The following is a 25255-nucleotide window of genomic DNA, read 5'->3' as shown; positions in this document are numbered from 1 at the left end:
GGTCCGGGAACCACCGACCCGTGAGGAGCACCGTGACCGATCACACTGAGGAGTACCTCCTCCCGGGCGAGGGAATCCTCATCGACGGGCTCCCCAAGGTGTCGCTGCACGACCACCTCGACGGGGGCCTGCGCCCCGCGACGATCATCGAGATCGCTCGCGAGACGGGCGTGCCGCTGCCGGCCGAGGAGCCCGAGGCGCTCGCCGAGTGGTTCCGCGCCACCGCCGACTCCGGGTCCCTCACCGACTACATCGCCACCTTCGAGACGGCGGTCGCGGTGATGCAGACGGCCCCGTCCCTCGAGCGCGTGGCCCGTGAGTTCGTGCTCGACCTCGCCGCCGACGGTGTCGTGTACGGCGAGGTGCGCTGGGCGCCCGAGCAGCACCAGCGCGCAGGACTCGCACTCGACCAGGCCGTCGAAGCGGTGCAGGAGGGCCTTCAGCAGGGCGTCCAAGAAGCGGCGGCCCAGGGACATCGGCTCCGCGTCGGGCAGCTGATCGCCACGATGCGGCACGCCGACCGCTCGCTCGAGATCGCGGAGCTGGCGCTGCGCCACCGCGAGCGCGGCGCCGTCGGCTTCGACATCGTAGGAGCGGAGGCGGGTTTCCCGGCCTCGCGCCATCGCGCCGCCTTCGAGCTGCTCGCGACGGCGCACTTCCCGGCCACTGTGCACGCCGGAGAGGCGGACGGCCTCGACAGCATCCGCTCGGCCCTGCTCGACGGACGCGCGCTGCGCCTGGGCCACGGCGTTCGACTCGCCGAGGACATCCGCATCGAGCGCCAGGACGACGACGCGAGCTACGTGACACTCGGCGAACTCTCGGAGTGGGTGAAGGACCGCGAGATCGCCCTGGAACTCAGTCCCTCCTCCAACCTGCAGACCGGCGCCATCGCCGCGTGGGGCGCGGAGCTGATCGACCACCCCTTCGACCTGCTCTACCAGCTCGGCTTCCGGGTGACGGTGAACACCGACAATCGGCTGATGAGCGCGACCACCCTGAGTCGCGAGCTCGCCCTCCTCTCCGACGCGTTCGGCTACGACCTCGACGACATCGAGGCCTTCCAGCTCAACGCGGCCCACGCCGCGTTCCTCCCGCTCGACGAGCGCCGAGACCTCGTCGAGACGATCAGCGCCGGCTTCGAGGCGGTCTGAGCGTGCCGCTGGACGCCCTGCCCGAGGAGGCGGTGGCCCTGCGCCACTCCGCTGGATCCTGGCGAGAGGCCGTGCTCGAGGCGGGCCGCGCCCTCGAACGCACCGGGGCGGTGGACGCCGCCTACTCCCGGCGGATGGTCGAGCAGGTCGACGTTCTCGGCCCCTACATCGTCATCGCGCCGGGGCTCGCCCTCGCGCACGCCCGGCCGGGGAACGACGTGCTCGCCGACGGCCTCTCCGTCGTCACTCTCGCCGAACCGGTCGCTTTCGGACACAGCACCAACGACCCGGTCTCGGTCGTCATCGGAATCGCAGCCACCCGCGCGCACGGTCACCTCGGCTTCGTCTCCGGGCTCGCCGACGTGCTCAGCCGCCCGGACGCGGTCGCCGCGCTCGCCGCCGCCCGCACCGTCCGCAGCATCAACGCGGTCCTCACCGACGACACCCCGCACCACCCGCACCACCCGCACCACGGAAGAAGCGCATGAAGATCATCACCCTGTGCGGCGCCGGAATCGGTACCTCCGCCATCCTCAAGCTCGGGGCCGAGCGCGCACTCGAAACCCTCGACCTCGAAGCCGACGTCATCGCCTCCGACCTCAGTTCCATCGCCGCGCTCGCCGCCGACGCGCAGGTGATCCTCACCTCCCGCGAACTCGTCGACCACATCGGCCGCACCTTCGCCGAGGTCGTCGTCATCGACAACTACCTCGACCAGAACGAGATCACGGCGAAGATCGAGAGGGCGCTGGGCTGAGTCGTTTCTGAGCCGCTCCCTGGCAGGGGGCGGTCAGGCGAGCAGGGCGGCGGCGGCGGCGCGGAGGGCGGCGAGGCGGGACAAGACGGCGAAGCGGCGGGCGGCGGGGTCGGGGTCGTGCGACCAGGCGTCGAGGTAGAGCTTCACCTTCGGCTCCGTGCCGCTCGGGCGCGCGATGAGGCGGGCGCCGTCGAGCGAGAAGCGCAGCGCATCCGTCGGGGGCAGCGCGCCGCCCGTGGCGAGGAGGTCCTCGCTCCGCTCGACGGCGAGCCCGCCGATCGCGGTGGGAGGGGTCGCCCGCAGCCCGGCCATGATCCGGCCGATCTCGGTGAGGTCGGTCACCCGGAGCGAGATCTGTTCCGAGCCGAAGAGCCCGAACCGCTCCGCGAACGCCGCCAGCTCATCATCGACGGTGCGTCCCTCCGCGGCGAGAGCACTGGCGAGGGAGAGGAAGGCGAGAGCGGCCGAGATGCCGTCCTTGTCGCGGACGGTGCCGGGGTTCACGAGGTAGCCGAGCGCCTCCTCATAGCCGAAGACGAGGCCGGGGACCCGCGAGATCCACTTGAAGCCCGTGAGCGTCTCGGCGAAGTCGAGACCGTAGTCGGCCGCGACGGCGCTCAGAGCGGGGGAGGAGACGATCGAGCAGGCGAGCGCCCCGCCGGCTCGGCCCTCGCGGCGGGCCTGCTCAGCGGCACGCCAGCCGAGCAGCGCGCCGACCTCGTTGCCGGTGAGTCGACGGAAGCCCTCGGGTGCGGACGCGTCGGGCACGGCGGCGGCGAACCGGTCGGCGTCGGGGTCGTTCGCGACGATCAGCTCGGCACGGCCGGAGCGCGCGGTCGCGAACGCTAGATCCAGCGCACCCGCCTCCTCCGGATTCGGGAACGCGACCGTGGGAAACGCCGCATCGGGCTCGATCTGCTCGACGACGACGGCCGGCTCGTCGAAACCGGCGGCCGAGAGCACCCGGTGCGCCGTCTCCCAGCCCACCCCGTGCATCGCTGTGTAGACGACGCGCAGCGGAGCCGACTGACGGCCGACCGCAGCGGTCGCCTCGACGTAGGCGGTCACCACCGATTCGTCCGCGAGCCGGTACTCGCCGCGCGGCAACTCCGGGACCCGCCTGTCCCGCGCGACCGCGAGGATCCGCTCGGCGATCTCGGAGTCGACGGGCGGCACGATCTGCGAGCCCTCGTCGGCGCCGCCGAGGTACACCTTGTAGCCGTTGTCCTGCGGCGGGTTGTGGCTCGCCGTGACCATGACTCCGGCGTGCGCGCCGAGGTGACGCACGGCGAAGGCCAGCACAGGAGTGGGCAGCAGGCGCGGCAGCAGCACCGCGTCGACCCCGGCGCCCGCCATCAGCGTGGCGGAGTCCTCGGCGAAGACCCGCGAGTTCTTCCGGCCGTCATAGCCGATCACGACGACCGGCCGCTCCAGGCTCTGCGCGAGGAGGTGGTCCGCGAGGCCGACGGCGGCCTGCGAGACCAGCACGCGGTTCATCCGGTTGGATCCCGCTGCGATCGCGCCGCGCAGACCTGCGGTGCCGAAGGCCAGACGGGCGCCGAAGCGGTCCTCCAGCTCGGCCCGCGCTGCGGCGTCACCGGAGTCGGAGGCGCTCAGCAGGCCGACCAACTCCGCGCGCGTCTCGGGGTCGGGGTCCTGCGCGAGCCAGTCCTCGGCGAGGTCTCGGACGTCGGCGCTCACAGGGCGCCCGTGATCCCGGCGAGCAGGCGGGCGAGGTCGTCCTCGGCGTCGCGACCGGCCTCCAGGACCTCCTCGTGGCTCAGGGGCGTCTTCTGGATACCTGCGGCGAGGTTCGTGATCAGCGACATACCCAGCACCTCCATGCCCGCCTCGCGCGCGGCGATGGCCTCGAGCGCAGTGGACATGCCGACAATGTGCCCGCCGATGGTCTTCGCCATCTGCACCTCGGCCGGGCTCTCGTAGTGCGGGCCGCGGAACTGCACGTACACGCCCTCGTCGAGTTCCGGCCGCGTCCCGCGGGCCAGCTCGCGGAGCCGGGCGGAGTAGAGGTCGGTGAGGTCGATGAACGTCGCGCCCTCCAGCGGGGAGTCGGCGGTGAGGTTGATGTGGTCGCTGATCAGCACCGGCGTTCCCGGCGTCCAGTGCTCCTTGATCCCGCCGGCGCCATTGGTGAGGATCATCACCGAGGCCCCCGTCGCGGCGGCGGTGCGGACACTGTGCGCGACGCGGCGCACGCCGTAACCCTCGTAGTAGTGGGTGCGCGCGCCGATGATCAGTGCGCGCTTGCCGGTGGGCAGTAGCACGGAGCGCAGAGTGCCGCCGTGACCGTGCACGGCCGGCTTCGAGAACCCGAGGATCTCGGTGGCCTGGACTGTCGCGGTCGTCTCGCCGATCGCGTCAGCGGCCTTGCCCCAGCCGCTGCCGAGGGTGAGGGCGATGTCGTGCTTGTCGACACCCGTTGCTTCGGCGATCTGTGCGGCGGCACGGGCCGCGATCTCGAAGGGATCGGCGTGGGGAGCGTCGAGCGGATGCAGAGTCTGGTCGGCCATCCCTCCACCCTACCGAGGGGTCGTGCCGGGTCGGGGGCGACTCCCGCGGGCGCTCGGACACCCCGCGATTGGGTGAACACTCAGTCAGAGGGGACAATGGGACTCATGGCTTACGAGTTCGAGCGCGCGCAGAGAATCGCTGTACTCGGAGGGGGGCCAGGAGGCTACGAGGCCGCCATCGCGGGGACGCAGCTCGGCGCAGAGGTCACTCTGGTCGAGCGGGTCGGAGTGGGCGGCTCGGCTGTGATCACGGACGTCGTTCCGTCGAAGTCGCTGATCGCGACGGCCGAGGCCACGAACGCGATCGGCGAAGCTGCCGACCTCGGTGTGCAGTTCTTCACCCGCTCGGAGCAGAACAAGCCGGTTCGTCCCGACGTGGCGGTGAACCTCGCGACGGTGAACAAGCGCCTGCTCGGCCTCGCGCGTCAGCAGTCCGAGGACATGCGCGCGAATCTGGTGCACCACGGCGTGCGCATCGTGCAGGGCGACGGTCGCCTGGACGGCTCCACTGCGCTGATCGTATCGACGGCGGCCGGCGGCGAGGGCATGGACTTCGACCGCATCGAGGCGGACACCATCGTCGTGTCGGTCGGCGCCAGTCCGCGAGTGCTGCCGACGGCCGCTCCCGACGGCGAGCGGATCCTCAGCTGGACCCAGCTCTACACCCTCAAGTCCGTCCCCGAGCACCTCATCGTGGTCGGCTCCGGAGTGACCGGTGCGGAGTTCGCCTCCGCCTACCGCGCGCTCGGCGCCCGCGTGACCCTGATCTCCTCCCGCGACCAGGTGCTGCCCGGCGAGGATGCCGACGCGGCCGCCGTGATCGAGAACGTGTTCAAGCGCAACGGCATGGTCGTGCTCTCGAAGTCCCGCGCCGATCGCGTCGAGCGGACCGAGAAGGGCGTGCAGGCCGTGCTCTCGGACGGACGCGTCGTCGAGGGCTCGCACTGCCTGATGGCCGTCGGCTCGGTGCCGAACACGGCGGGTATCGGCCTCGAGGACGCCGGAGTGCAGCTGACGGAGTCGGGTCACATTCGCGTCAATCGCGTCGCCCGCACCAGCGTCCCCTCCATCTACGCGGCCGGCGACTGCACCACGTTCCTCCCGCTCGCCTCCGTCGCCGCCATGCAGGGCCGCACGGGCGTGTTCCATGCGATGGGGGATGCCGTGAACCCGACCGAGGTGCGCAATGTCGCGGCGAACATCTTCACGCAGCCCGAGATCGCGACCGTCGGCTGGAGTCAGCGCGAGATTGAGGAGGGGATCGCGCAGGGCGACATCTACAAGCTCCCGCTCGCCGCGAATCCGCGGGCGAAGATGATGGGCATCCGCGACGGTTTCGTGAAGCTGTTCGCGCGTACCGGCTCCGGCACCGTCATCGGAGGCGTCATTGTCGCACCGAAGGCGAGCGAGCTGATCTTCCCGCTGGCCCTCGCCGTCGAGCACCGACTGACCGTCGACCAGGTCGCCCGCGCCTTCACCGTCTACCCGAGCCTCACCGGCTCGATCTCGGACGCCGCCCGCGCCATGCACATCGTCTCCTAGGCCACTCCCCGCGTCGGCTAGGGGCTGACGATGTGCAGGAGCACGTGGCCGGCGGCGACGGTGGAGCCGGCCTCCGCGTTGAGGGCGGTGACGGTGCCGTCCTTGTGGGCGGTGAGCGGCTGCTCCATCTTCATCGCTTCAAGGACGACGACGAGGTCGCCGGTGACGACGGTGTCGCCCTCGGCGACGGCGACCTTGACGATCGTGGCCTGCATCGGCGAGGCGACCGAGTCGCCCGTGACCGTGCTGACGGAGGAGGAGCCGCGGCGCTTCGGGGTGGCCGCGGCGGCTCCGCGCGCGGGGGCGGAGCCGACGAGGTCGCCGGGCAGGGTGACCTCGACGCGGCGTCCGTCGACCTCGACGACCACGTTCTGGCGGGCTGCTGCCTCGGGGGTCGCTCCGGGCTCGCCGCTCCAGGCCGGGATCGTGTTCTCGAACTCGGTCTCGATCCAGCGGGTGTAGATCGAGAAGGGGGCGCCGCCCTCAGGGGCGAAGGCCGGGTCCTCGACGATCGCGCGGTGGAAGGGGAGCACCGTCGGCAGTCCGGTGACCTCGAACTCGGCCAGAGCGCGCCGCGATCGCTCGAGCGCCTGCTCGCGGCTATCGCCGGTGACGATCAGCTTCGCGAGGAGCGAGTCGAAGGAGCCGGAGATCACGTCGCCCGCGACGACACCGGAGTCGACGCGGACACCGGGTCCGCCGGGCGCCTTGAAGACGTGCACCGGGCCGGGGGCGGGGAGGAAGCCGCGGCCCGCGTCCTCACCGTTGATCCGGAACTCGAAGGAGTGGCCGCGGGGCGCCGGGTCGGCGTCGTCGAGCGCGCCGCCCTCCGCGAGCCGGAACTGCTCGCGGACGAGGTCGATACCGGTGACCTCCTCCGACACGGGGTGCTCGACCTGGAGGCGCGTGTTGACCTCGAGGAAGGACACCGTGCCGTCCTTGCCGATCAGGAACTCGCAGGTGCCGGCGCCGAGGTAGCCGACCTCCTTCAGGATCGCCTTCGAGGCGCGGTAGAGCTCGGCGTTCTGCTCGTCGGTCAGGAACGGCGCAGGCGCCTCCTCGACGAGCTTCTGGTGGCGGCGCTGGAGGGAGCAGTCGCGAGTGGAGACGACGACGACGGTGCCGTGCGCATCGGCCAGGCACTGGGTCTCGACGTGGCGCGGCTGATCGAGGTACTTCTCGACGAAGCACTCGCCGCGACCGAAGGCGGCGACGGCCTCGCGGGTAGCGGAGGCGAAGAGTTCCTCGACCTCCTCGCGTTCGCGGGCGACCTTGAGGCCGCGCCCGCCGCCTCCGAACGCCGCCTTGATCGCGACGGGGAGGCCGTGCTGGTCGACGAACTCGAGCACTTCGGCGGCGCCCGAGACGGGGTTGAGGGTTCCCGGAGCGAGTGGAGCGCCGACCTTCTCGGCCACGTGGCGGGCCGAGACCTTGTCGCCCAGGCGTTCGATCGCGTCGGGACCGGGGCCGATCCAGATCAGTCCGGCGTCGATCACGGCGCGGGCGAAGTCGGCGTTCTCGGCGAGGAAGCCGTAGCCGGGGTGCACGGCGTCGGCGCCGGAGCGGCGGGCCACCGAGAGCAGCTTGTCGATGACGAGGTAGGTCTCGGCGCTGGTGGTCCCGCCGAGGGCGTAGGCCTCGTCGGCGAGGCGGCTGTGCACGGCGTCGCGGTCCTGGTCGGCGTAGACGGCGACGGAGGCGATCCCGCTGTCGCGGGCTGCGCGGATGACTCGGACGGCGATCTCGCCTCGGTTGGCGATGAGCACCTTCGTAATCTTCGGCATGGTTCCTAACCCTAGGGGGCGCCTGCGCGCGGCCCGTCGCGGCTCACGACAAAGAAGCGGGGGGCGTTCGTCGGATCCTCACAACGGCGCGCGGGCGCTCACCGGTTCCAGAGTGCGGTCCAGTCGACGCCGAGACTGCGCACGAGCGAGCGGAGGGTCGGCACCGACATCCCGATCACGGTCGAGGGGTCGCCCTCGATCGCGGTGATGAACCCGGCGCCGCGGCCGTCGATGGTGAAGGCGCCGGCCACCTCGAGCGGCTCGCCGGTGGCGACGTAGGCGTCGATCTCGGTGTCCTCGATGTCCGCGGCGAACGTGACGGCGGCGGACGTGACCGCACCGGCCTCCGCGACGATCCGTCCGCCGCGGTGGTCGATCAGCCAGTGACCGGAGTGGAGGCGGCCGGTGCGTCCGCGCTGAGCCCGCCAGCGCTCGCGGGCCCGTTCCGGCTGGTGCGGCTTGCCGTGGACGACCCCGTCGAGCACGAACGCCGAGTCGCCGCCGAGCACCAGTCCATCGACCTCGGAGCTCAGCACGGCGTGCGCCTTGGCATGCGCGAGCAGCGACACGGTGGCGTCCGCATCCAGCACCGCGCCCCGCTCCTGCTCGGAGCGGGCGACGGCCGCGGGCTCGTCCACCTCGGAGGGGACGACGACGGGCTCGATCCCTGCGGCCCGCAGCAGCGCGAGGCGCGCCGGGGACGTGGAGGCGAGGTAGAGGCGCACGAAGGCTCCCTGCGGCCGGGCCCACGCTGTGGGATGCTCGACGGATGGCACAGACCCCGCCCCGAGCATCCGCCCGCTCCGATGGAGCCGACGACGCACTCGGGACCGAGATCGAGCTCGACATTAGCAACGTTGCTCACGGCGGCGTGTTCGTCGCCCGACACGAGGGCCGCGTGGTCTTCGTCCCGGATGTCCTCCCCGGTGAGCGCGTCCGGGTCCGGATCAGCGAGGTGCGGCACGACAGCTTCTGGCGCGGCGAGGCCCTGGAGGTACTGGAGGCGTCGGAGCACCGGGTCGAGCACATCTGGCCCGAGGCCGCTCTCGGCCGTCGTCCCGAGGAGCGGGTCGGAGGCGCTGAGTTCGGCCACGCCGATCTGGCCTATCAGCGCGAGCTCAAACGCCTGGTGCTGGTCGACTCCTTCGCCCGCTTCGCCCACCGCGACGTCGGGGTGGAGGTCGCGCCGATCGCCGGCGACGACGCCTCCCACGGGCTCGGCTGGCGCACCCGCAACCGCCTGCACGTCGACGACGCTGGCCGTGTCGGCCCCTACGCCGCGCGCAGCCACCACGTCGTCACGGTGCGGACGCTGCCATTAGCGACCGCCGATTCGTCGCTGGTCGCACCCCTCGGCGAGCGCCTCGCGCCCGGATCCGTCGTCGACCTCGTGGACGCCGCCGGCTCCGAGGGCGCCGCGGTGCTCGTGCACGACCCCGCCGACAAGCGCGCGCGCCGCGACCGCACTGTGGTGAGCGAGTTCGTCGCCGGCCGCACCTTCCGGGTCGATCGCACCGGCTTCTGGCAGGTGCACCGCGGAGCGGCCGCCACGCTCTTCGAGGCCGTTCAGGCCGCCGTCGATGCGGAGTCGGCGGATCCGGATGCGGCGAACCACGACCTCTATGGCGGTGTGGGCCTGCTTGCCGCCGCTCTGGCCGACCGCCTCGGAGCCGGAGTCCGTGTGACCAGCGTCGAGAGCGACTCCCGCGCCACCGAGCACGCGCTCGAGAACCTTGCCGACCACGTCGGCGCCCGGGCGGTGACAGCCCGGGTGGACCGTTACCTCCGCGACGTGCTCGCCCAGGCCGATGCTCGCGAGCGGGGGCGGTGGCGGGCGGCCACCGTCGTCCTCGATCCGCCCCGCTCGGGCGCTGGCCGCGCGGTCACCGAGGCGCTGGCGCAGCTGCGACCGGCCCAGCTCGTCTACGTCGCCTGCGACCCGGTGGCGCTCGCCCGCGACGTCGGGGCACTGACCGCTGAGGGTTACGAGCTCGCGACTCTCGACGGCTTCGACCTCTTCCCGCACACCTCGCACGGAGAGGCCGTCGCGCGTCTGGTCCGCCAAGGGGACTGACCGCGGCCTCGCGCCTGCGTAGCATGGGTTGGATGGAGTTCCCTGCCGACCATGATGCAGCCGAGGGTCCGCGGGTGCGGGTGGCGATCGTGGACGACCACGAATCGGTGCGCCTCGGCGTCGCCGCTGCCGTCCACAGTGCGGGGATGCAGGTGATCGCCGCCGCCGAGACGGTGCAGGCGCTCGAGTGCACGATCGGCAGTGCCGAGATCGATGTGCTCGTCCTGGATCTGTCCCTGAACGACGGGTCGAGTATCACCAGCAACGTGAAGTGGGGGCAGGTGCGCGGCTCCGCCGTCCTCGTGCACAGCATTGCCGATCGTGTGGTGGCGGTGCGGGAGGCGCTCGCCGCCGGTGCCGCCGGGGTCATTCCCAAGTCGTCGCCGATGTCGACCGTGGTCGCCGCCATCCGCACCGTCGCTCGCGGCGAGGTGCTGAACAATCTGGAGTGGGCGTCAGCGATCGACGCCGATGACGACTTCGCCCGGGCCGTGCTCGGCCGCCGCGAGCGCGACGTCCTGCACCTCTACGCTTCGGGCCTGCCGTTGAAGCGGGTGGCCGAGCGGCTCCAGATCTCGGTGTCGACGGCGAAGGAGTATCTCGACCGGATCCGCGAGAAGTACGTCGAGATCGGCCGTCCCGCGCCGACGAAGGTCGATCTGTTGCGGCGTGCGGTCGAGGACGGCATCCTCCCGGGCATCGACCCGGATGACGGCGATGGCGGGCGCTGAGGCTCCGATCGCCCGCCGGAACGCCGGGCGCGAGCGGATCGACACGATCATCAGCACGGTCGTGTCCTTCTTCGGCTTCGGTTTCGGCGTGCAGACCGTCCCGCCGATCCTCGCCCAGCTGCCGTTGCTGCGCCCCGAGGTCGCCTGGCCGGTGCTGGTACTGGTGTTCGGGTCGCTCAGCGGCGCCGTCGTCACTGCCGTGCTGCGGCGCGGTTCCCGGATCACTGCGGTCCTGGTCGCCGTCGGGGTCTTCGTCTCGGTGGTGACCTGGCCGGCAGCCGTCGCTCCCGGGGTCGCCAGTCGCGAGACGCCCTGGGTCTGGTACCTGATGACCATCGGCACCGCCTTCTGCACCATCGCGGCACCGCTGCGCGTCGCCATCGCCTACGCCGGCGTGACGACGGTGCTGTTCGGGGTGCTCCGCGTGCTGCCCGCCGGGGGTGGAGCGGAGCCGACTCGCGCGATCCTCGACGCCGCGTACGTCGGCATCGTCGGGTTCGTGATGCTGGTGCTGATCACCGTGCTCCGGCAATCGGCCGATCAGGTCGACCGCGCTCAGACCACGGCCACACAGCAGTACGAGGCCGCGATGCGCCAGCACGCCGGCGAGGTGGAGCGGGTCGAGGTCGACGCGCTGGTGCACGACAACGTGCTCGCCACCCTCCTCTCCGCCGCGTCGGCCGAGTCGCCGGCTGAGCGTGCTCTCGTCTCGTCGATGGCTCAGCGCACACTCGGAGTGCTCCTGCCGGATCACGAGCCCGACACGCCGAAGGGCATGATCCCGCTGGAGCGCTTGCAGCGCCGACTCGCGCACGCCGCGTCCACCTTCGGGACCGAGATCGCTGTGGAGACGGCCGAGGGTGTCGATCCGCGGCGGACGACCCTGCCCCGCTCGGTGGCCGAGGCCTTGCTCGGAGCCGTCTACCAGGCCCTCGCTAACAGCGTCCAGCACGCCGGGCCGAGCGGCAGAGTGCACCGCGTCGTCCACGGGGTGCTCGGCGACGGCGTGGTGGAGATCGTGGTGGAGGACGACGGCCGCGGCTTCCAGCTGGCCGATGTGCCGCGTGAGCGGCTGGGCATCCGGCTGTCCATCCTCGAGCGGGTGCACAATGCCCGGGGCGTCGCCCGGATCGATTCGACACCGGGCGAAGGGACGCGGGTCGTCCTCACCTGGCGCCCGGACGCGGGCGGTGCGCGATGATCGCGTACCCGCGGCCTCTGCTCCAGGGGCTCGGCGCCGGCTTCTCGCTCTATCACGTGGTGCTCGCGTTCTTCTCGTTCCGTCTCTCCCCGGCCACTGCGGCCGACCTGGTCGCGGTGGCGCTCTACGTCGCGGCGACGGTCGTCGCCCTCTGGCCCGGATCGACCACCCGGCTCGCGCTCCCGGTCGCGATCGGGATGGCCGTGGTCGCCGTCGCCCTGCCCCTGCTCGTGTCGCCATCTTTGGACCCGGCCGCCTCCAACGGCTACTCCACCTGGTACATCGCCGCCGTCGGAACCCTGATGACGATCGTCTGCGCCCGGCGCCGGGCCATCTGCGCGTGGATCGGCGTTGGCTTCCTGATCGTGCACACCCTGGTCTGGGCGGGTCCCGCCGCGCTCGCCACCCTCGGCGTCGTCGGCGGAATCGCCTGGGTCGCGATCGCGCAGCTGCTCATCGTCGAGCTGGGGCGGGCGGGATCGGAGGCGCGTGTGCTCGAGGCGGCCGAGCGCGCGGCCGCGTCGTGGCGTGCGGCGGAGGAGGCGCACCTCACGGAGCGCGAGGTGCGCCTCGAGCAGACCCGCGCTCTCGCCTCCGACATGCTGCTGCGCATCGCGCAGCCGGGGCCGGGTCTGACCGACGACGAGCGGCGCGAATGCCGCCTGCTCGAGGCGGCGGTGCGCGACGAGATCCGAGGCAGGCGATTGCTCGACGACGAGGTGCGGCGCCTGGTGCTCGACGCGCGGCGCCGCGGGGTGAGCGTCTCGGTGCTCGATGACGGCGGACTGGACCGCAGCTCGGAGAGCGAGAGCCGCCGGGTGCTGGGCGAGCTCGCTCGGGCGCTCGACGGCATTCGCGAGGAGGTGGACCGGGTGGTTGTGCGGACCGCGTCGGCCGATTCGGCGTCGGCGGTGACCGTTGTGGGGTTGCGGACGGCGGGTGACGGCAGTGCGGGCGCTCTGGGTTCCGATGACCCGGGCGACGAGGTGGACGCGTGGGTCGAGATCCGACGCGGCGGACCGGGCGAGCGGGACGCCTGAGCGGTCGCGGTCGGCCGGTCGCGGAGAAATCCAGCCGCTTAACGGAGTGCGGCGGGCCGTCCACTCCTCCGAAGAGGGGGCCCGGCCCGCCGTCAAACCCCGAGTGAGGGTAACAACCCGAATATTACCCTCACTCGCCCCCAACACACCCGCCTGCTTACCCTGGTCGGCGAGTGATTGGCGGCGCCCCTTCTGAAGGAGGAGCACCGTACATCGACAAGTGTGCTCGCTCCCTTCGAAGGCGCATAGTCAGCACTTTAGGGGACTAATCGGGGGACAAAGTTCACCTTCGGTCGCACGGTTCGCGCCATCGGCGGCCGGGTAACCCCACGAGTGCGATCAGCCGGAGAAGGAGCGCCACGCTCCGGACGCCGGACGCAGCGGCGAGCGCACTGCGCTGGCGCGGTCATTCCACCCTCCGCTGAGCTCGCGGGGTGTCTCCGGCTCCGCCTCGGTCCGTGACGCCAGCGCGGCGACGACGGCCGTGATCGCGGCGATGTCGGCGGTGCCGAGGCCGGGGGTGGAGATGACGACAGCGGGGGCGGACTCGGTGGCGACCATGCCGTGACGCTATCGCATGCCGTTCACGGCGTGGTCCAGCGGTGCATGGCTATGCTGACGCCGGATGGCGCCGGAGCGTCGTCCGTCCGTTGTGAACAGGAGCCTCCCGCATGCCGACCTGGTTCCCGAGGAGCGGCGCCGCGGCCGTGCGTCCCCTGCGGCTGCTGATCCGGAGATCCCCGGCCGCCGTGGGGATCGTCCTGGTCCTCCTGACCGCGAGTGCGGTCGCCGGCACCCTCACCGCCCCCGCGGAGGCGATGACCGCGGCCTGGTGGGCGGCCGGCGCGACCACGACGCTCGACGGCCGCCCGTGGACGGCGGTTACGGCGCTGGTGATCGCCGCCGATCCGCTGCAGCTGCTCCTCGATGTCGCCCTGGCGCTGCCGATGCTCCTCGCGGCGGAGCGCCGCCTCGGCTGGGCCCGGACCGTCCTCGCCTTCCTCGTCACCGGAGTGATCGGCGTGGTCGTCGGCACATCCCTCCAGTCGCTTGGCGCTCTCGCAGGCGAGTGGTGGGCGGGTGACACGGTCGGCGACCGCACCTTCGACCCCCTGATCGGTGCGGTCGGAGCCCTGATCGCCTCGACCGCGGTCATGGGCGCGCTCTGGCGGCGCCGCCTCCGAGTGAGCGTGTTCGCTGTCGTGCTGATGTTCGTGCTCTACGCGGGCGACTCCGCCGACGCTTATCGGCTCCTCGCGGGGGCGGCGGGCCTCGTGGTCGGGTCGGTGCTGGCGAGAGGAGCGTCGGGGCTGCGTCCTCAGCGGCCGGCGCCGAGCTCGCACCGGGAGTCGCGGGCCCTGCACGGGGCCGTCGTCGCCGTCACCGCGATCGGCCCGCTCGTCGCCGTCCTCTCTGACTCGGGCTACGGGCCGTTCTCGTTCCTCGGCCGCCTGCTGCAGAGCGCCTTCACCGGCACGACCGATCTCGAGGACCCCTGCAGCCGCGCCGTGCGGCACTGCGCCCACCACGTGAAGCTGAGCCTCGTCGCACCCGGGCCGATCCTGCTGACCTTCGTTCCGCTGATCCTGCTGCTGGTCGCGGCCTACGGCCTGCGCTCCGGGCGCCGCCTCGGCCTGCTCCTCGCGGTCGGCGTCAACGTCGCCATCGCGGTCCTCAACATCTTCTCCTTGCAGCGCGCGGCTCGGCACCCCGAGTTCCAGTACTACGCCGAGTACCTGCTCTGGGTGGCGACCACCGTGCTCGTGCCGCTGGCGGTCGTGGCGATGCTCGTGATCGGGCGCCGGCACTTCCGCATCCGCGCTCCTCGCGCCGCCTCGCGGCTGTGGACGCGAGTCGTGGCGTCCGCCTTCGTGGTCCTGCTCGGCAGCTACCTCGTGCTGTCGGCGGGCGTGCGCACCAGCTTCGAGCCGCTGCTGGGGTTCGGACGGCTGCTGCTGGACGGCCTGCTTCGCTTCGTTCCGGTGAGCTTCCTGGGCGGCGCCGGCCTGCTCGCCGTGCCGCGCGATCCCGCGGCGCGAATCGTCTTCGAGTGGGCCGGTCCGGTGTTCTGGCTGCTCGTCATCGTGGCGATCGTCTCGCTGCTCCGCGCGACCGATGTGCAGCGCGTCCGCGGCGACGAGGCCCGCTACCGCGCGCTCCTCTCGCAGCACGGGGCAGGCAGCCTCGGCCACCAGGGGACCTGGGCGGGCAATGCTCACTGGATCTCGGCCGACGGGACCGGCGGAGTCGCCTACCGGGTGATCGGCGCCGTGGCGATCACCCTGTCCGACCCCGCCTGCGCCCCCGAGCGGCGGGCCGCGATCGTGGCCGAGTTCGTACGGTTCTGCGACGAGCGCAGCTGGACCCCCGTCTTCTACAGCATCCACGACGAGGTGCTGCCCGTCTTCGACGACCTGGGCTGGTCGCGCCTCTCGGTGGGCGAGGAGACGATCATCGAGCTGTCCTCGTTCGAGCTCACCGGCAAGCAGTGGCAGAAGGTCCGCTATCCGCTGAACCGGGGCATCAAGCTCGGGATCGAGGCGCAGTGGACCAGCTGGCACGAGCTCTCCCTCGGCATGGCCAACCAGATCGTCGATCTGTCGGAGCGGTGGGTCGCCGAGAAGGCGCTACCGGAAATGGGTTTCACCCTGGGCGGGATCGACGAGGTGCGCGATCCCGACGTCGCCCTCCTGCTCGCGGTCGGACCCGACGGCGCCCTGCAGGGCGTCACGAGCTGGCTGCCGGTGCACCGTGAGGGTCGGATCGTCGGCTGGACGCTCGACTTCATGCGCCGGTCCGACGACGCGATGCCCGGCATCATGGAGTTCCTGATCGCGTCGGCGGCGCTGCGCGTGAAGGAGGAGGGCGCCGAGTTCCTGTCGCTGTCCGGCGCGCCGCTGGCCACCGCCCCGATCCAGGAGGGGCAGGAGACGCCCGATCCGACCGTCCTCTCGCGGCTGCTCGAGTTCCTCTCGCGCACGCTGGAGCCGGCCTACGGCTTCACGTCGCTCTTCCGCTTCAAGGCGAAGTTCCACCCGCGCTACGCGGGTCTGTGGATGACCTACCCCGATGCCCTGCAACTCCCGCGCATCGGAGCCGCCCTGGGGCGCGCCTACCTGCCGGACCTCTCCGCGTCGCAGGCCCTCGCCTTCGCGCGCGTGGTCGGCGCGAAACCGGAGGAGAAGGCCCCCGCGCCCGCGCAGCCGGTGGCGCAGCCGGCTCCGCCACGCACCTCCGACTGACCCGCTCGAGACACCATCGGTGCGACGGGACACCGCGGCGGACGTGGCGTCTCCGCCCCGGTGTCTCGGCGGCCGGGGATCAGAGCGGGATGTTGCCGTGCTTCTTCGCGGGGAGGTTGGCGCGCTTGGTGCGCAGCGCCCGCAGCGCCTTGACGATGGACACGCGGGTCGCCGACGGCTCGATCACGCCGTCGAGCTCGCCGCGCTCGGCGGCGAGGAAGGGGCTCGCGACGTTGTAGGTGTACTCGCTCGCGAGGCGGGCCCTGACGGCCGCGACGTCCTCGCCGGCCTCCTCCGCCTTGCGGATCTCGGGGCGGTAGAGAATGTTGACCGCGCCCTGGCCGCCCATGACGGCGATCTCGGCGGTCGGCCAGGCCAGGTTGATGTCGGCACCGAGCTGCTTGGAGCCCATCACGATGTACGCGCCGCCGTAGGCCTTGCGGAGGATCACCGTGACCAGCGGCACGGTCGCTTCGGCGTAGGCGTAGAGCAGCTTCGCCCCGCGGCGGATGACGCCCGTCCACTCCTGGTCGGTGCCGGGCAGGTACCCCGGAACGTCGACCAGGGTGAGGATCGGCAGCGAGAAGGCGTCGCAGAAGCGCACGAAGCGGGACGCCTTCTCTCCGGCCTCGATGTTCAACGTGCCGGCCATAGCGCTCGGCTGGTTGGCGATGATCCCGACCGAGCGGCCCTCGACACGGCCGAAGCCGATCACGATGTTCGGCGCGAACAGCGGCTGCACCTCGAGGAAATCGCCCTCGTCGACGATGTGCTCGATCACGGCCCGCATGTCGTACGGCTGGTTCGGGCTGTCCGGGATGACCGTGTCGAGGAAGCGGTCGGCGTCGGTGGTCTCGAGGTCGACCTCGGTCTCGAAGACGGGCACCGGCGACAGGTTGTTGTCGGGGAGGAAGGAGAGGAGTGTCCGCGCATAGTCGAGCGCGTCGTTCTCATCGCTCGCGAGGTAGTGCGAGACGCCCGAGATCTTATTGTGCGTCAGCGCGCCGCCCAGCTCCTCCATACCCACGTCCTCGCCGGTGACGGTCTTGATCACGTCGGGGCCGGTGACGAACATCTGGCTGGTCTTATCGACCATGATCACGAAGTCGGTGAGGGCGGGGGAGTAGACCGCACCGCCCGCAGCCGGACCGCAGATGATCGAGATCTGGGGGATCACTCCGCTCGCCGCTGTGTTGCGGCGGAAGATCTCGCCGTACTTGCCCAGGGCGACCACGCCCTCCTGAATGCGCGCTCCACCGGAGTCGAGGATGCCGATGATCGGCACGCCCGTCTTGAGGGCGAGGTCCATCACCTTGATGATCTTCTCGCCGGCCACCTCGCCGAGCGAGCCGCCGAAGATCGTGAAGTCCTGCGAATAGACGGCGACCTGTCGGCCGTGGATGGTGCCGGTTCCGGTAACGACCGCGTCGCCGTAGGGGCGCTTCTTCTCCATGCCGAACGCATGCGTGCGGTGCCGGACGAACTCGTCCAGCTCGACGAACGAGCCCGGGTCCAGGAGGGTGTCGATCCGCTCGCGCGCGGTCATCTTGCCCTTGGCGTGCTGCTTCTCGATCGCCGCCTCGCCGCTGGCCGTGACGGCCTCGTGGTAACGGTTCCTGAGGTCCGCGATCTTCCCCGCGGTCGTGTACAGATCGGGCGCGGGACGTTCGGTGTTCGCGGTCACCCGCTCACCCTACCGGCGGCGCGGACGGCGCCTCTTGTCGCATGGGTACAGGGAGCAGCGGCCCGGGCGGGAGGATCCGGACAAGGACGGGCGGGCGGAACAGCCGGGCGAAACAGGCAGATGACCGGCGCAGGCGGGCCGCTGCGACGTGCCGCTCGGAGCGGCCTCGCGGGAGCCGCCGCTACCGTTGCCGGATGCAGCTCCCGCTCTCCGCAGCCGTCTCCCCCCGCATCCTCGTGCTCGAGTCGGCGGGGTCGACGAACGACGAGCTCCGCGAGCGGGCCTGTGCCGAGCCCGCCGCGTGGCCGCACCTCTCGGTGATCGCGACCGACGACCAACGGGCGGGCCGCGGTCGTCTGGGGCGTGTCTGGCAGGCTCCCGCGGGCCGGACACTTGCGGCCTCGACCCTGGTCGACGCCTCCGCGCTCGGTGGAGCCGCCACCGGCTGGTTGCCGCTCGTGGCGGGTGCCGCCCTGGCCCGCGCGCTCGCGCCGCTGGTCGACGGGGACGTCGCGGTGAAGTGGCCCAACGACGTCCTGATCGACGGGAGGAAGGCCGCCGGGATCCTCGCCGAGCGGCTGCCCGACGGCCGGGTCGTCGTCGGCACGGGGGTGAACCTCCTGCTGAGCGAGCAGGAGCTGCCGGTGCCGACCGCCACCTCCCTCGCCCTCGCCGGAGCGTCGCGGACGAGCGCGGACGCCGTGCTCGCCGCGTTCCTCGCCGAGTTCTCCGCGCTCCTGAATCCGTTGCTCGCCCGGGGCGATGCCGAGTCCTCCGGCGCGGCCGCCGCGGTGCGCGCCTCCTGCACCACGCTCGGGACTCGCGTGCGGCTGGAGCTGCCCGACGGCACACAGGAGGAGGGCACCGCCGCCGCCCTCGACTCCGACGGCTCGCTCGTGCTCGAGCAGGGCGGCGTCCGCCGATCCTTTCTCGCGGGCGACGTGACACACCTGCGCTCCTGATGGCCCGCTCCGATCCCGGCGACCGCGAGCTGGCGCGGCTGACCCCGCGGGCCCGGCACGCCGTCGCGCCGGCCATCGGGTTCCTCGTGCTCACCTGGACGGGCTTCTACTTCGCGGCGCAGTTCGAGCTCGCTCTGCAGCGCTGGATCATCGCGCTCGGAAACGCCGTGCTGGTGCTGCTGCTGTGCGCGCCGGGAGTCGCGGGCTGGGCGAGTGTGCGGTACCGCGTCACCGCGACCGGCCTCCGTGCGCGCCGGGGGGTGGGGGCGGTCCGTCGCGCCGAGGTCATTTTCGACCGGCGGATGGACGTCTCGGTCCAGCGCTCGCTCGGGCAGCGCCTGGCCCGCTGCGGCGACGTCCGGATCGGGCAGGCCGGCGCCGAGGTCTTCGTGCTGCGCGATCTGCCCGACCCGGAGCTGACGGCAGACCTGCTCCGGGAGGCCATTTCCGCGGCCCCGGCCCTCGAACCGGAGTGGCCGCCGCCCGCGTGACGCCGGTGGCCTCTCGCTAGCATGGAGCCGCCCCGCGTCAGCGGGCGGAGATGGAGGCGTGTCATGCGCGTCGGCGTGATCGGAGGCGGCCAGCTCGCCCGGATGATGATTCCTGCGGCGGTGGAGCTCGGTATCGAGATCGCCGTGCTCGCCGAGAACGAGGGGGCGTCGGCGTCGCTCGCCGCAACCCGGGTCGGCGACTACCGCGACGAGGCGACGGTGCTCGCCTTCGCCGAGACCGTGGACGTGGTCACCTTCGACCACGAGCACGTGCCCCAGCCGATCCTCCGCGAGCTCATCGCCCGCGGCGTCGCGGTGCACCCCGGCCCCGATGCGTTGCTCTACGCGCAGGACAAGCTGATGATGCGGCGCCGTCTGAGCGCTCTGGGTGTCCCGGTGCCGGAGTGGGCCGAGGTGTCCTCCGCCGACGAGCTGGGCGAGTTCCTGGCCGGGCACGGCGGCCGCGCCGTGGTGAAGACCGCGCGGGGCGGCTACGACGGCAAGGGCGTTCGCGTGGTGCGCGGTGCCCATGAGGCGGACGACTGGTTCGCTGCCCTCGCCGAAGACGGCCGCGGCGGGTCCCTCCTGGTCGAGGAGCTGGTCGATTTCCGCCGTGAGCTCGCGCAGCTCATCGCCCGTCGGCCCTCCGGCGAGAGCATTCTGTGGCCCGTCGTGGAGTCGGTGCAGCGCGACGGCGTCTGCGCCGAGGTGATCGCGCCGGCCCCGGCTTCGGCCGGACGCCTCGCGGGAGCAGCCGCCGAGATCGCCCAGACCATCGCCGACAGCCTCGGCGTGACCGGCGTCCTCGCCGTCGAGCTGTTCGAGACGACGGACGAGCGGATCCTCGTCAACGAGCTCGCGATGCGCCCGCACAACAGCGGGCACTGGACGATGGACGGCTCGACCACCTCCCAGTTCGAGCAGCATCTGCGCGCTGTCCTCGATCTTCCGCTCGGAGCGACGGGCTGCCGCGATCGGTGGACGGTGATGGTCAACGTGCTGGGCGGACCGGCGGGGGAGTCGCTGACCGACCGCTACTCGCGGGTGCTGGCCGATTACCCCGCCGTGAAGGTGCACAACTACGGCAAGCAGCCGCGCCCTGGGCGCAAGGTCGGGCACGTGAACGCCACGGGAGACGAGCTCGACCTCGTGGTCTACGAGGCGCGCGCGGCGGCGGCGGTTCTCACGGACTGACCCGTACGATGGTCGCCGTGACACGCCTGCCGACCTACCCGATCCCTGCCGGAGCCCTCTCGTGAGCGCGGACGCGCTCGTGAACGGCTCGGCGCCCCTCGTCGGCGTCGTGATGGGCTCGGACTCGGACTGGTCGGTGATGCAGGCGGCGTCGACGGTCCTCCGCGAATTCGGCGTCGCGCACGAGGTGCGCGTCGTCTCGGCGCACCGCACTCCGGAGGCGATGATCGCTTACGGCCGGGAAGCGCGCGACCGAGGGCTGAGAGTCGTCATCGCGGGTGCCGGCGGTGCCGCGCACCTGCCGGGCATGCTCGCCGCCGTGACTCCGCTTCCGGTCATCGGTGTGCCGGTGCCGCTCGCCCGTCTCGACGGGCTCGACTCCCTTCTGTCGATCGTGCAGATGCCCGCCGGTGTCCCGGTCGCCACCGTCTCCATCGGTGGAGCCCGCAACGCCGGACTGCTCGCCGTGAAGATCCTGGCGACGGCGGACGACGCTCTCTCCACGGCGCTCGAGGCGTTCGCAGCCGACCTCCAGGAGCAGGTCGCCGCGAAGAACGACGCCCTGGTGGCAAGCCTGTGACGGCCGTCGCTCTGCCGCTGCGGCACCCGGACGTCGCCTCCCGCGCGTTCATGACGCGGCGGGCGTGGTGGCTGCTGATCGTCAACGTCCTGGTACCCGGGTCCGCGCAGATCCTGGCGGGCAACCGCCGGCTCGGGCGGCTGGGGCTCGGCTTCACGCTCGGACTCTGGGTCGCCCTGCTCGTGGCTGTGTTTCTCTACTTCGTGTTCCCCACGGGTCTGTACACGCTCGCCACCTTCGACGTCTCGATGCTCGCGCTCCAGGCCGCGCTCGTCGTGTACGGCGTCGTGTGGGCCGTGTTGACCCTGGACACCCTCCGCCTGATCCGCGTCGTGCGCGTGCGCCCTCGGATGCGCGGGGTGCTCGCCTTCGCGACGATCGCGGTGATGGCGGCGTCGGTGGGCACCACCGCCTACGGCACCTACCTGGTCGGCGTCACCCGCGGAACGCTCTCGTCGATCTTCGGCGGCGGAGCGATCGAGCAGCCCATCGACGGCCGCTACAACATCATGCTGCTGGGCGGCGACGCGGGGGAGGACCGCGACGGATTGCGTCCGGACAGCATCTCGGTGGTGAGTATCGACGCGTCGACCGGCAAGGCCGCGATCATCGGAGTGTCGCGCGAGTTCCGCAACCTCCCCATCCCCTCTGACAGTCCGATGCATGCTCGCTACCCCGACGGCTACAACTGGGGCGCGTGCGATGTCGACACGTGCAAGCTGAATTCGATCTACACCGAAATGCAGCTGAAGCATCCGGACTACTACCCCGATGCCGTCGCTCACGGCAGCGAACCCGGCATCGAGGCGATGCGCGACGCCGTCGAGGGCATCCTCGATCTGAAGATCCAGTACTACGCGCTCATCGACATGGAGGGCTTCGCTCAGCTGATCGACGCGCTCGGTGGCATCGACATCGACTACGTGGCCAACGATCCGCTGCCGCTGGGTGGCCTGCCCGATGATGACGGCGTGATGCAGGGCGTGAACCAGTGGATTCAGCCGGGCCACTGGCATTTCAACGGTGAGCAGGCGCTCGCCTATGCGCGCTCGCGGTACACGACGAGCGATTACGACCGGATGGCGCGTCAGAGGCAAGTGCAGGAAGCGCTTCTCGCCCAGTTCGATCCGGGCAACGTGCTCGCAAAGTTCCAGGACGTCGCGGCCGCCGGCTCGCAGGTGATCAAGACGGACGTGCCGCAGGGGATGCTCGGCTACTTCGTGCAGCTCGGGCTGAAGACGAAGTCGCAGCCGGTGGACCCGATCGAGCTCGTGCCGCCGGATGTGGATCCGGAGAAGCCGGACTACGACGTCGTGCACTCGCTGGTCAAGGCGGGACTCTCGGGCGACTCCGCGCAGTAGAGGCGCTCCCCGAGCACCGCGGTGACGGCTGCGCTCCGACGCGCCGGAACCCGGGACCGTGCCGACCCGGGACCGTGCCGACCCTGGACCGTGCCGACCCGGGGTCGGAGGGCGCCATGTCATCGCCGTGGGGACATTTCCGGCTAACGTGAGTGAATCTCTACTGGGTTCTCGTTCTCTGGGCCCATCCCTACCGGGAGGTTCTCATGCTGCGATTCGACCAGGCGCAGGCCGCCGCGCTCGTGCGAGGCTCTCTCGCAGCGCGAGGCGCCGTCCAGTGCCACCAGATCGCGCTCCACGACGCGGCCGGAACGGCGCTGGTCGACTTCGCCGGCCCGTACGCCGGTGTCTTCCGCGAGAACGTCCTCCGTCACCTGGACGACTCCGGCCAGCTCTCCCGCGCTCTGGGCTCGCTCGCGGACGACGTGGAAGCCGCGTGCTGGCAGGCGCACCAGGAGCTCGAGCGGCTCGAGGAGCTGGCGGCGTGGCAGGCGCGGGAGGCCGCGCGGGAAGACCGACGACGCCAGAGCGCCGCGGTGGGCGTGGTGAGCGTGGACGAGGCAGTCCTGGACCGGATGCCCTCCACCTCGCCGTTCGCCGTGCCGGAGGTGTCGGCGGTCTTCCTCCCGCTCCCTCATCGACGCGGCAGCGGAGGCGGTTCGTCGGGGTCGAGCTCCGCCGATCCGGATCGCCTGCGGATGTTCGTCTCCCGCGCGCAGTCCTCCGCGACCGATCTCGAGGCGGCGCTCTGCCGCGTGCGGTCGGACTGGGCGGGCTTCGTCGACCGGTGCGGTTGGGCGCGGACGGGGTCACCCGAGTTCCTCACCGGGTTCGCCCTGTTCATCGAGGAGTGCCGCGCCGATGCCCTCTGGATCGAGTGGATAGCGAGCGCCTTCGAGGCGGCGGGTGGAGGGACGCTCTCGGTCGGCGCTCTCGACCTCGCGGCGACGACGAAGGCGGATCTCAGCGAGCGGGACCTGCTCCAGGCGCTGGCGTCTGTCCCCGCCGGCGAGCTCAGCACGATGGTCGCGGGGTCACCCGAGCTCGCGGCGCGCATCGCGGGCCTGCGCCCCGAGCTGGTGGCGGACTGGTGGGCGACGTTGGATCCGCAGGACGAGGAGTCGGACCTCTCCGAGCGGCAGGGGCTGCTCCTGGCGACTCTTCCGGCGCTGCTCGGGAATCTCGAGGGGCTGCCCTACGGAGCCCGAGACAAAGCGAACAGGATCGCGCTGCGACGCGGCCTCGAGTCGGTCGAGCGCGAGATCGCGACGACGCAGCGGCTGGTGCTGCACACCGCGCTCCTCCCGACCGGCCCCGTGGCGCTGCCGCTGCTGATGGCGCGACTGGATGAGCTGAAGGAGAGGCAGGCCTGCTTGGCGAACGTCGATGAGACGCTCGGCTCGGCCGTTGACGGCGTACCGCGCTTCCTCCTCTCGCTCACCAGCGACCAGCCGCCGCTAGCGGCGGTCTCGATCGGCGATCTCGACACGGCGACGAACGCCTCGTTCGTGGTTCCCGGGATGGGGACGACGACGCAGGACATGAGCACGCTGGCCACCGGGGCCCAGGCGGTCCAGGCGCAGCGAGGGAGCGACAGCGCTGTCGTCGCGTGGATCGGCTACGAGACACCACCCGTCCCCTTCTCTCCGGAGCCGGACCTCAGCGTCTTCGGCTTAGCGGACGCGGAGAAGGGCGGTGCCGCTCTGGCCTCGGCTCTGAAGGGCTTCGACGCGGTTCGTCGCGAGTCGCCGCCCGAGCTCGGGGTGGTTGCCCACTCCTTCGGCAGCACCGCGGCGTCGATCGCGCTGACCGATCCGGACGTCCATGTCGACAGCTTCACCACCCTCGGGTCGGCCGGTCTGCCGAACTGGATCACGAGCGCGAGCCAGCTGCACGCCGACCGGGTGTACGCCGGTCAGGCCACCGACCGGTCGCTCATCGATCCTGAACCCGGAGACAGGTACTCGTGGGTGGGCAGGTCGTTCAGCCCGTGGCACAGCGTCGACCCCACGGACCCCGCCTTCGGCGCCTGGGTTTTCGGCGTGGAGACGGGCGGCGACGCGGGACTGCCGGTGACGACCCACGACCTGGTCGTCGGCGAGGCGTCGGAGGACCGGGGGTACCTCGATCGAGGGACGGAGTCATCCCGCAACGTCTCGCGGGCGCTGGGCGGCGAGGAGGAGAAGCTGACTCCGCCGTCGCCGCGTCGGGAGTCGGTGCCGCATCCGCGTCCTCAGGACCCGCCGGAGGTGCCGAAGCATGACTGAGCGGCGGCGAGCGGGGAGTCGGTGGCGGTTCGTTCCGATGATTGTCGCGGTGGTGCTGCTCTGTGCCTGTGGTGATTCAGCGTCGGTGACGCCGGAGGAGAACCGGCTGGGGGTGGTCGAGTTCGTGAAGGGGTCCGCCGCAGTCGTGCCGGGGGACGGCTGGTCGACGATCGAGGGATCGCCGCGGGCCGATCGGTGCGGGCTCGGCTGGGGGAGCAAGGGTGCGCGGTTCGCTTACACCTACTGGGCGCGTCCCGGGGCGGACGTGGACGGGGACGCGCAGCGGGTGGCGGAGTACTGGCGGTCACTCGGGATGTCGGTGCGGGTCACGGACTCGACGCCCTGGCCCACCGTGTACGGGGAGGGCGGCCCGGTGCAGCGCGCGAGCTTCGACACCTCCTCGCCGTGGAACGACCGGTACACGATCGATGCGGTCTCGTGGTGCCAGCCGGGGGACTGGGCGGAGTTGAACCGCTCCTACCGGCGCCGAGCGCAGGAGGGCGAGGTCCAGCCCGGCGATGAACCGCGGATGAGCGACGAGGACCGGGCCTGGACGCCGCCTCCGACGGCGGAGCCGACCCCCGAGCCGCCGTCCGCTTCGCCGACCGCCGGGTCTGAGGTTCCGGCGGAGTGACCGCACGCCTGCTCACCAGCGAGACG

General features: G+C 71.6%; 22 protein-coding genes. 16 read left to right on the top strand and 6 right to left on the bottom strand.

The annotated features are described in order from the left end of the window. Positions 1-32 precede the first annotated feature (32 nt). The 3 genes from A6122_RS10200 to A6122_RS10190 are packed head-to-tail and all read left to right on the top strand — an operon-like array spanning position 33 to position 1911. Positions 33-1154, top strand: a complete 1122-nt coding sequence (locus A6122_RS10200) for an adenosine deaminase (RefSeq protein ID WP_068254517.1) — start codon at positions 33-35, stop codon at positions 1152-1154. 2 nt (positions 1155-1156) lie between these two features. Then, positions 1157-1642: a PTS sugar transporter subunit IIA gene (locus A6122_RS10195; RefSeq protein WP_068254514.1), complete on the top strand. Its 486-nt coding sequence runs from the start codon at positions 1157-1159 to the stop codon at positions 1640-1642. Then, positions 1639-1911: a PTS sugar transporter subunit IIB gene (locus A6122_RS10190; protein ID WP_068254510.1), complete on the top strand. Its 273-nt coding sequence runs from the start codon at positions 1639-1641 to the stop codon at positions 1909-1911. Before A6122_RS10195 ends, A6122_RS10190 begins: the two co-directional genes overlap by 4 nt. A gap of 33 nt (positions 1912-1944) precedes the next feature. Here the strand turns inward: A6122_RS10190 and A6122_RS10185 are convergent, their stop codons facing one another. Next, positions 1945-3612 carry a phospho-sugar mutase gene (locus tag A6122_RS10185; protein ID WP_068254508.1) on the bottom strand — a complete coding sequence of 556 codons (1668 nt, stop codon included), beginning with the start codon at positions 3610-3612 and terminating at the stop codon, positions 1945-1947. Next, the gene (locus tag A6122_RS10180; protein ID WP_068254505.1) at positions 3609-4442 is read right to left on the bottom strand and encodes a purine-nucleoside phosphorylase; all 834 of its coding nucleotides are present in this window, start codon (positions 4440-4442) and stop codon (positions 3609-3611) included. Before A6122_RS10180 ends, A6122_RS10185 begins: the two co-directional genes overlap by 4 nt. Positions 4443-4547: 105 nt before the next feature. Between A6122_RS10180 and A6122_RS10175 the strand changes: the two genes are divergently transcribed. Next, a complete protein-coding gene (locus A6122_RS10175) occupies positions 4548-5984 on the top strand; it encodes an NAD(P)H-quinone dehydrogenase (protein ID WP_068257470.1) in 1437 nt (478 codons plus the stop codon). A gap of 17 nt (positions 5985-6001) precedes the next feature. Here the strand turns inward: A6122_RS10175 and A6122_RS10170 are convergent, their stop codons facing one another. Together A6122_RS10170 and A6122_RS10165 are read right to left on the bottom strand one after the other, a co-directional pair. Next, entirely contained in the window at positions 6002-7768 is a 1767-nt protein-coding gene (locus A6122_RS10170; protein WP_068254502.1) for an acetyl/propionyl/methylcrotonyl-CoA carboxylase subunit alpha, read from the bottom strand. Positions 7769-7866: 98 nt separating this feature from the next. Beyond that, positions 7867-8493 (bottom strand): Maf family protein, encoded by a 627-nt coding sequence (locus A6122_RS10165; RefSeq protein ID WP_068254499.1) that lies wholly within the window; start codon positions 8491-8493, stop codon positions 7867-7869. Between the two features lie 44 nt (positions 8494-8537). On the opposite strand from A6122_RS10165, the gene A6122_RS10160 reads away from it, so the two are divergent. The 4 genes from A6122_RS10160 to A6122_RS10145 are packed head-to-tail and all read left to right on the top strand — an operon-like array spanning position 8538 to position 12814. After that, positions 8538-9842 carry a class I SAM-dependent RNA methyltransferase gene (locus A6122_RS10160; RefSeq protein ID WP_084415950.1) on the top strand — a complete coding sequence of 435 codons (1305 nt, stop codon included), beginning with the start codon at positions 8538-8540 and terminating at the stop codon, positions 9840-9842. A 32-nt stretch (positions 9843-9874) separates the two neighbouring features. Further along, positions 9875-10573 (top strand): response regulator transcription factor, encoded by a 699-nt coding sequence (locus A6122_RS10155; RefSeq protein WP_237358165.1) that lies wholly within the window; start codon positions 9875-9877, stop codon positions 10571-10573. Further along, the gene (locus tag A6122_RS10150) at positions 10560-11774 is read left to right on the top strand and encodes a sensor histidine kinase (protein WP_104273962.1); all 1215 of its coding nucleotides are present in this window, start codon (positions 10560-10562) and stop codon (positions 11772-11774) included. The genes A6122_RS10155 and A6122_RS10150 overlap by 14 nt, the downstream gene beginning before the upstream one ends. After that, positions 11771-12814 carry a hypothetical protein gene (locus A6122_RS10145; RefSeq protein WP_068254492.1) on the top strand — a complete coding sequence of 348 codons (1044 nt, stop codon included), beginning with the start codon at positions 11771-11773 and terminating at the stop codon, positions 12812-12814. The genes A6122_RS10150 and A6122_RS10145 overlap by 4 nt, the downstream gene beginning before the upstream one ends. Before the next feature lie 339 nt (positions 12815-13153). Here A6122_RS10145 and A6122_RS10140 read toward each other — a convergent pair whose 3' ends face one another. Next, positions 13154-13375 (bottom strand): acyl-CoA carboxylase epsilon subunit, encoded by a 222-nt coding sequence (locus A6122_RS10140; RefSeq protein ID WP_068254489.1) that lies wholly within the window; start codon positions 13373-13375, stop codon positions 13154-13156. A gap of 110 nt (positions 13376-13485) precedes the next feature. On the opposite strand from A6122_RS10140, the gene A6122_RS10135 reads away from it, so the two are divergent. After that, positions 13486-16056 (top strand): bifunctional lysylphosphatidylglycerol flippase/synthetase MprF, encoded by a 2571-nt coding sequence (locus A6122_RS10135; RefSeq protein ID WP_068254486.1) that lies wholly within the window; start codon positions 13486-13488, stop codon positions 16054-16056. A gap of 79 nt (positions 16057-16135) precedes the next feature. Here A6122_RS10135 and A6122_RS10130 read toward each other — a convergent pair whose 3' ends face one another. Next, on the bottom strand, positions 16136-17740 hold the full coding sequence (locus tag A6122_RS10130) for an acyl-CoA carboxylase subunit beta (RefSeq protein WP_068254484.1): 1605 nt from the start codon (positions 17738-17740) through the stop codon (positions 16136-16138). A 194-nt stretch (positions 17741-17934) separates the two neighbouring features. On the opposite strand from A6122_RS10130, the gene A6122_RS10125 reads away from it, so the two are divergent. The 7 genes from A6122_RS10125 (at position 17935) to A6122_RS10095 (ending at position 25229) form a co-directional block, all read left to right on the top strand. Then, a complete protein-coding gene (locus A6122_RS10125) occupies positions 17935-18702 on the top strand; it encodes a biotin--[acetyl-CoA-carboxylase] ligase (RefSeq protein WP_068254481.1) in 768 nt (255 codons plus the stop codon). Beyond that, entirely contained in the window at positions 18702-19193 is a 492-nt protein-coding gene (locus A6122_RS10120) for a PH domain-containing protein (RefSeq protein WP_068254478.1), read from the top strand. Before A6122_RS10125 ends, A6122_RS10120 begins: the two co-directional genes overlap by 1 nt. A 63-nt stretch (positions 19194-19256) precedes the next feature. Further along, entirely contained in the window at positions 19257-20387 is a 1131-nt protein-coding gene (locus A6122_RS10115; protein ID WP_068254475.1) for a 5-(carboxyamino)imidazole ribonucleotide synthase, read from the top strand. Positions 20388-20499: 112 nt separating this feature from the next. Next, entirely contained in the window at positions 20500-20967 is a 468-nt protein-coding gene (gene purE, locus A6122_RS10110; RefSeq protein WP_068257464.1) for a 5-(carboxyamino)imidazole ribonucleotide mutase, read from the top strand. Continuing rightward, the gene (locus A6122_RS10105) at positions 20964-22328 is read left to right on the top strand and encodes an LCP family protein (protein WP_237358164.1); all 1365 of its coding nucleotides are present in this window, start codon (positions 20964-20966) and stop codon (positions 22326-22328) included. The genes purE and A6122_RS10105 overlap by 4 nt, the downstream gene beginning before the upstream one ends. A 206-nt stretch (positions 22329-22534) precedes the next feature. After that, positions 22535-24595, top strand: a complete 2061-nt coding sequence (locus tag A6122_RS10100; protein WP_068254472.1) for an alpha/beta hydrolase — start codon at positions 22535-22537, stop codon at positions 24593-24595. Further along, positions 24588-25229: a hypothetical protein gene (locus A6122_RS10095; RefSeq protein ID WP_146076668.1), complete on the top strand. Its 642-nt coding sequence runs from the start codon at positions 24588-24590 to the stop codon at positions 25227-25229. The genes A6122_RS10100 and A6122_RS10095 overlap by 8 nt, the downstream gene beginning before the upstream one ends. Positions 25230-25255: the final 26 nt, after the last annotated feature.

Source organism: Rathayibacter tritici (assembly GCF_001641005.1).
In the GTDB taxonomy this organism is placed as follows: domain Bacteria; phylum Actinomycetota; class Actinomycetes; order Actinomycetales; family Microbacteriaceae; genus Rathayibacter; species Rathayibacter tritici.
This window is presented reverse-complemented; position numbering and strand designations above follow the sequence as displayed.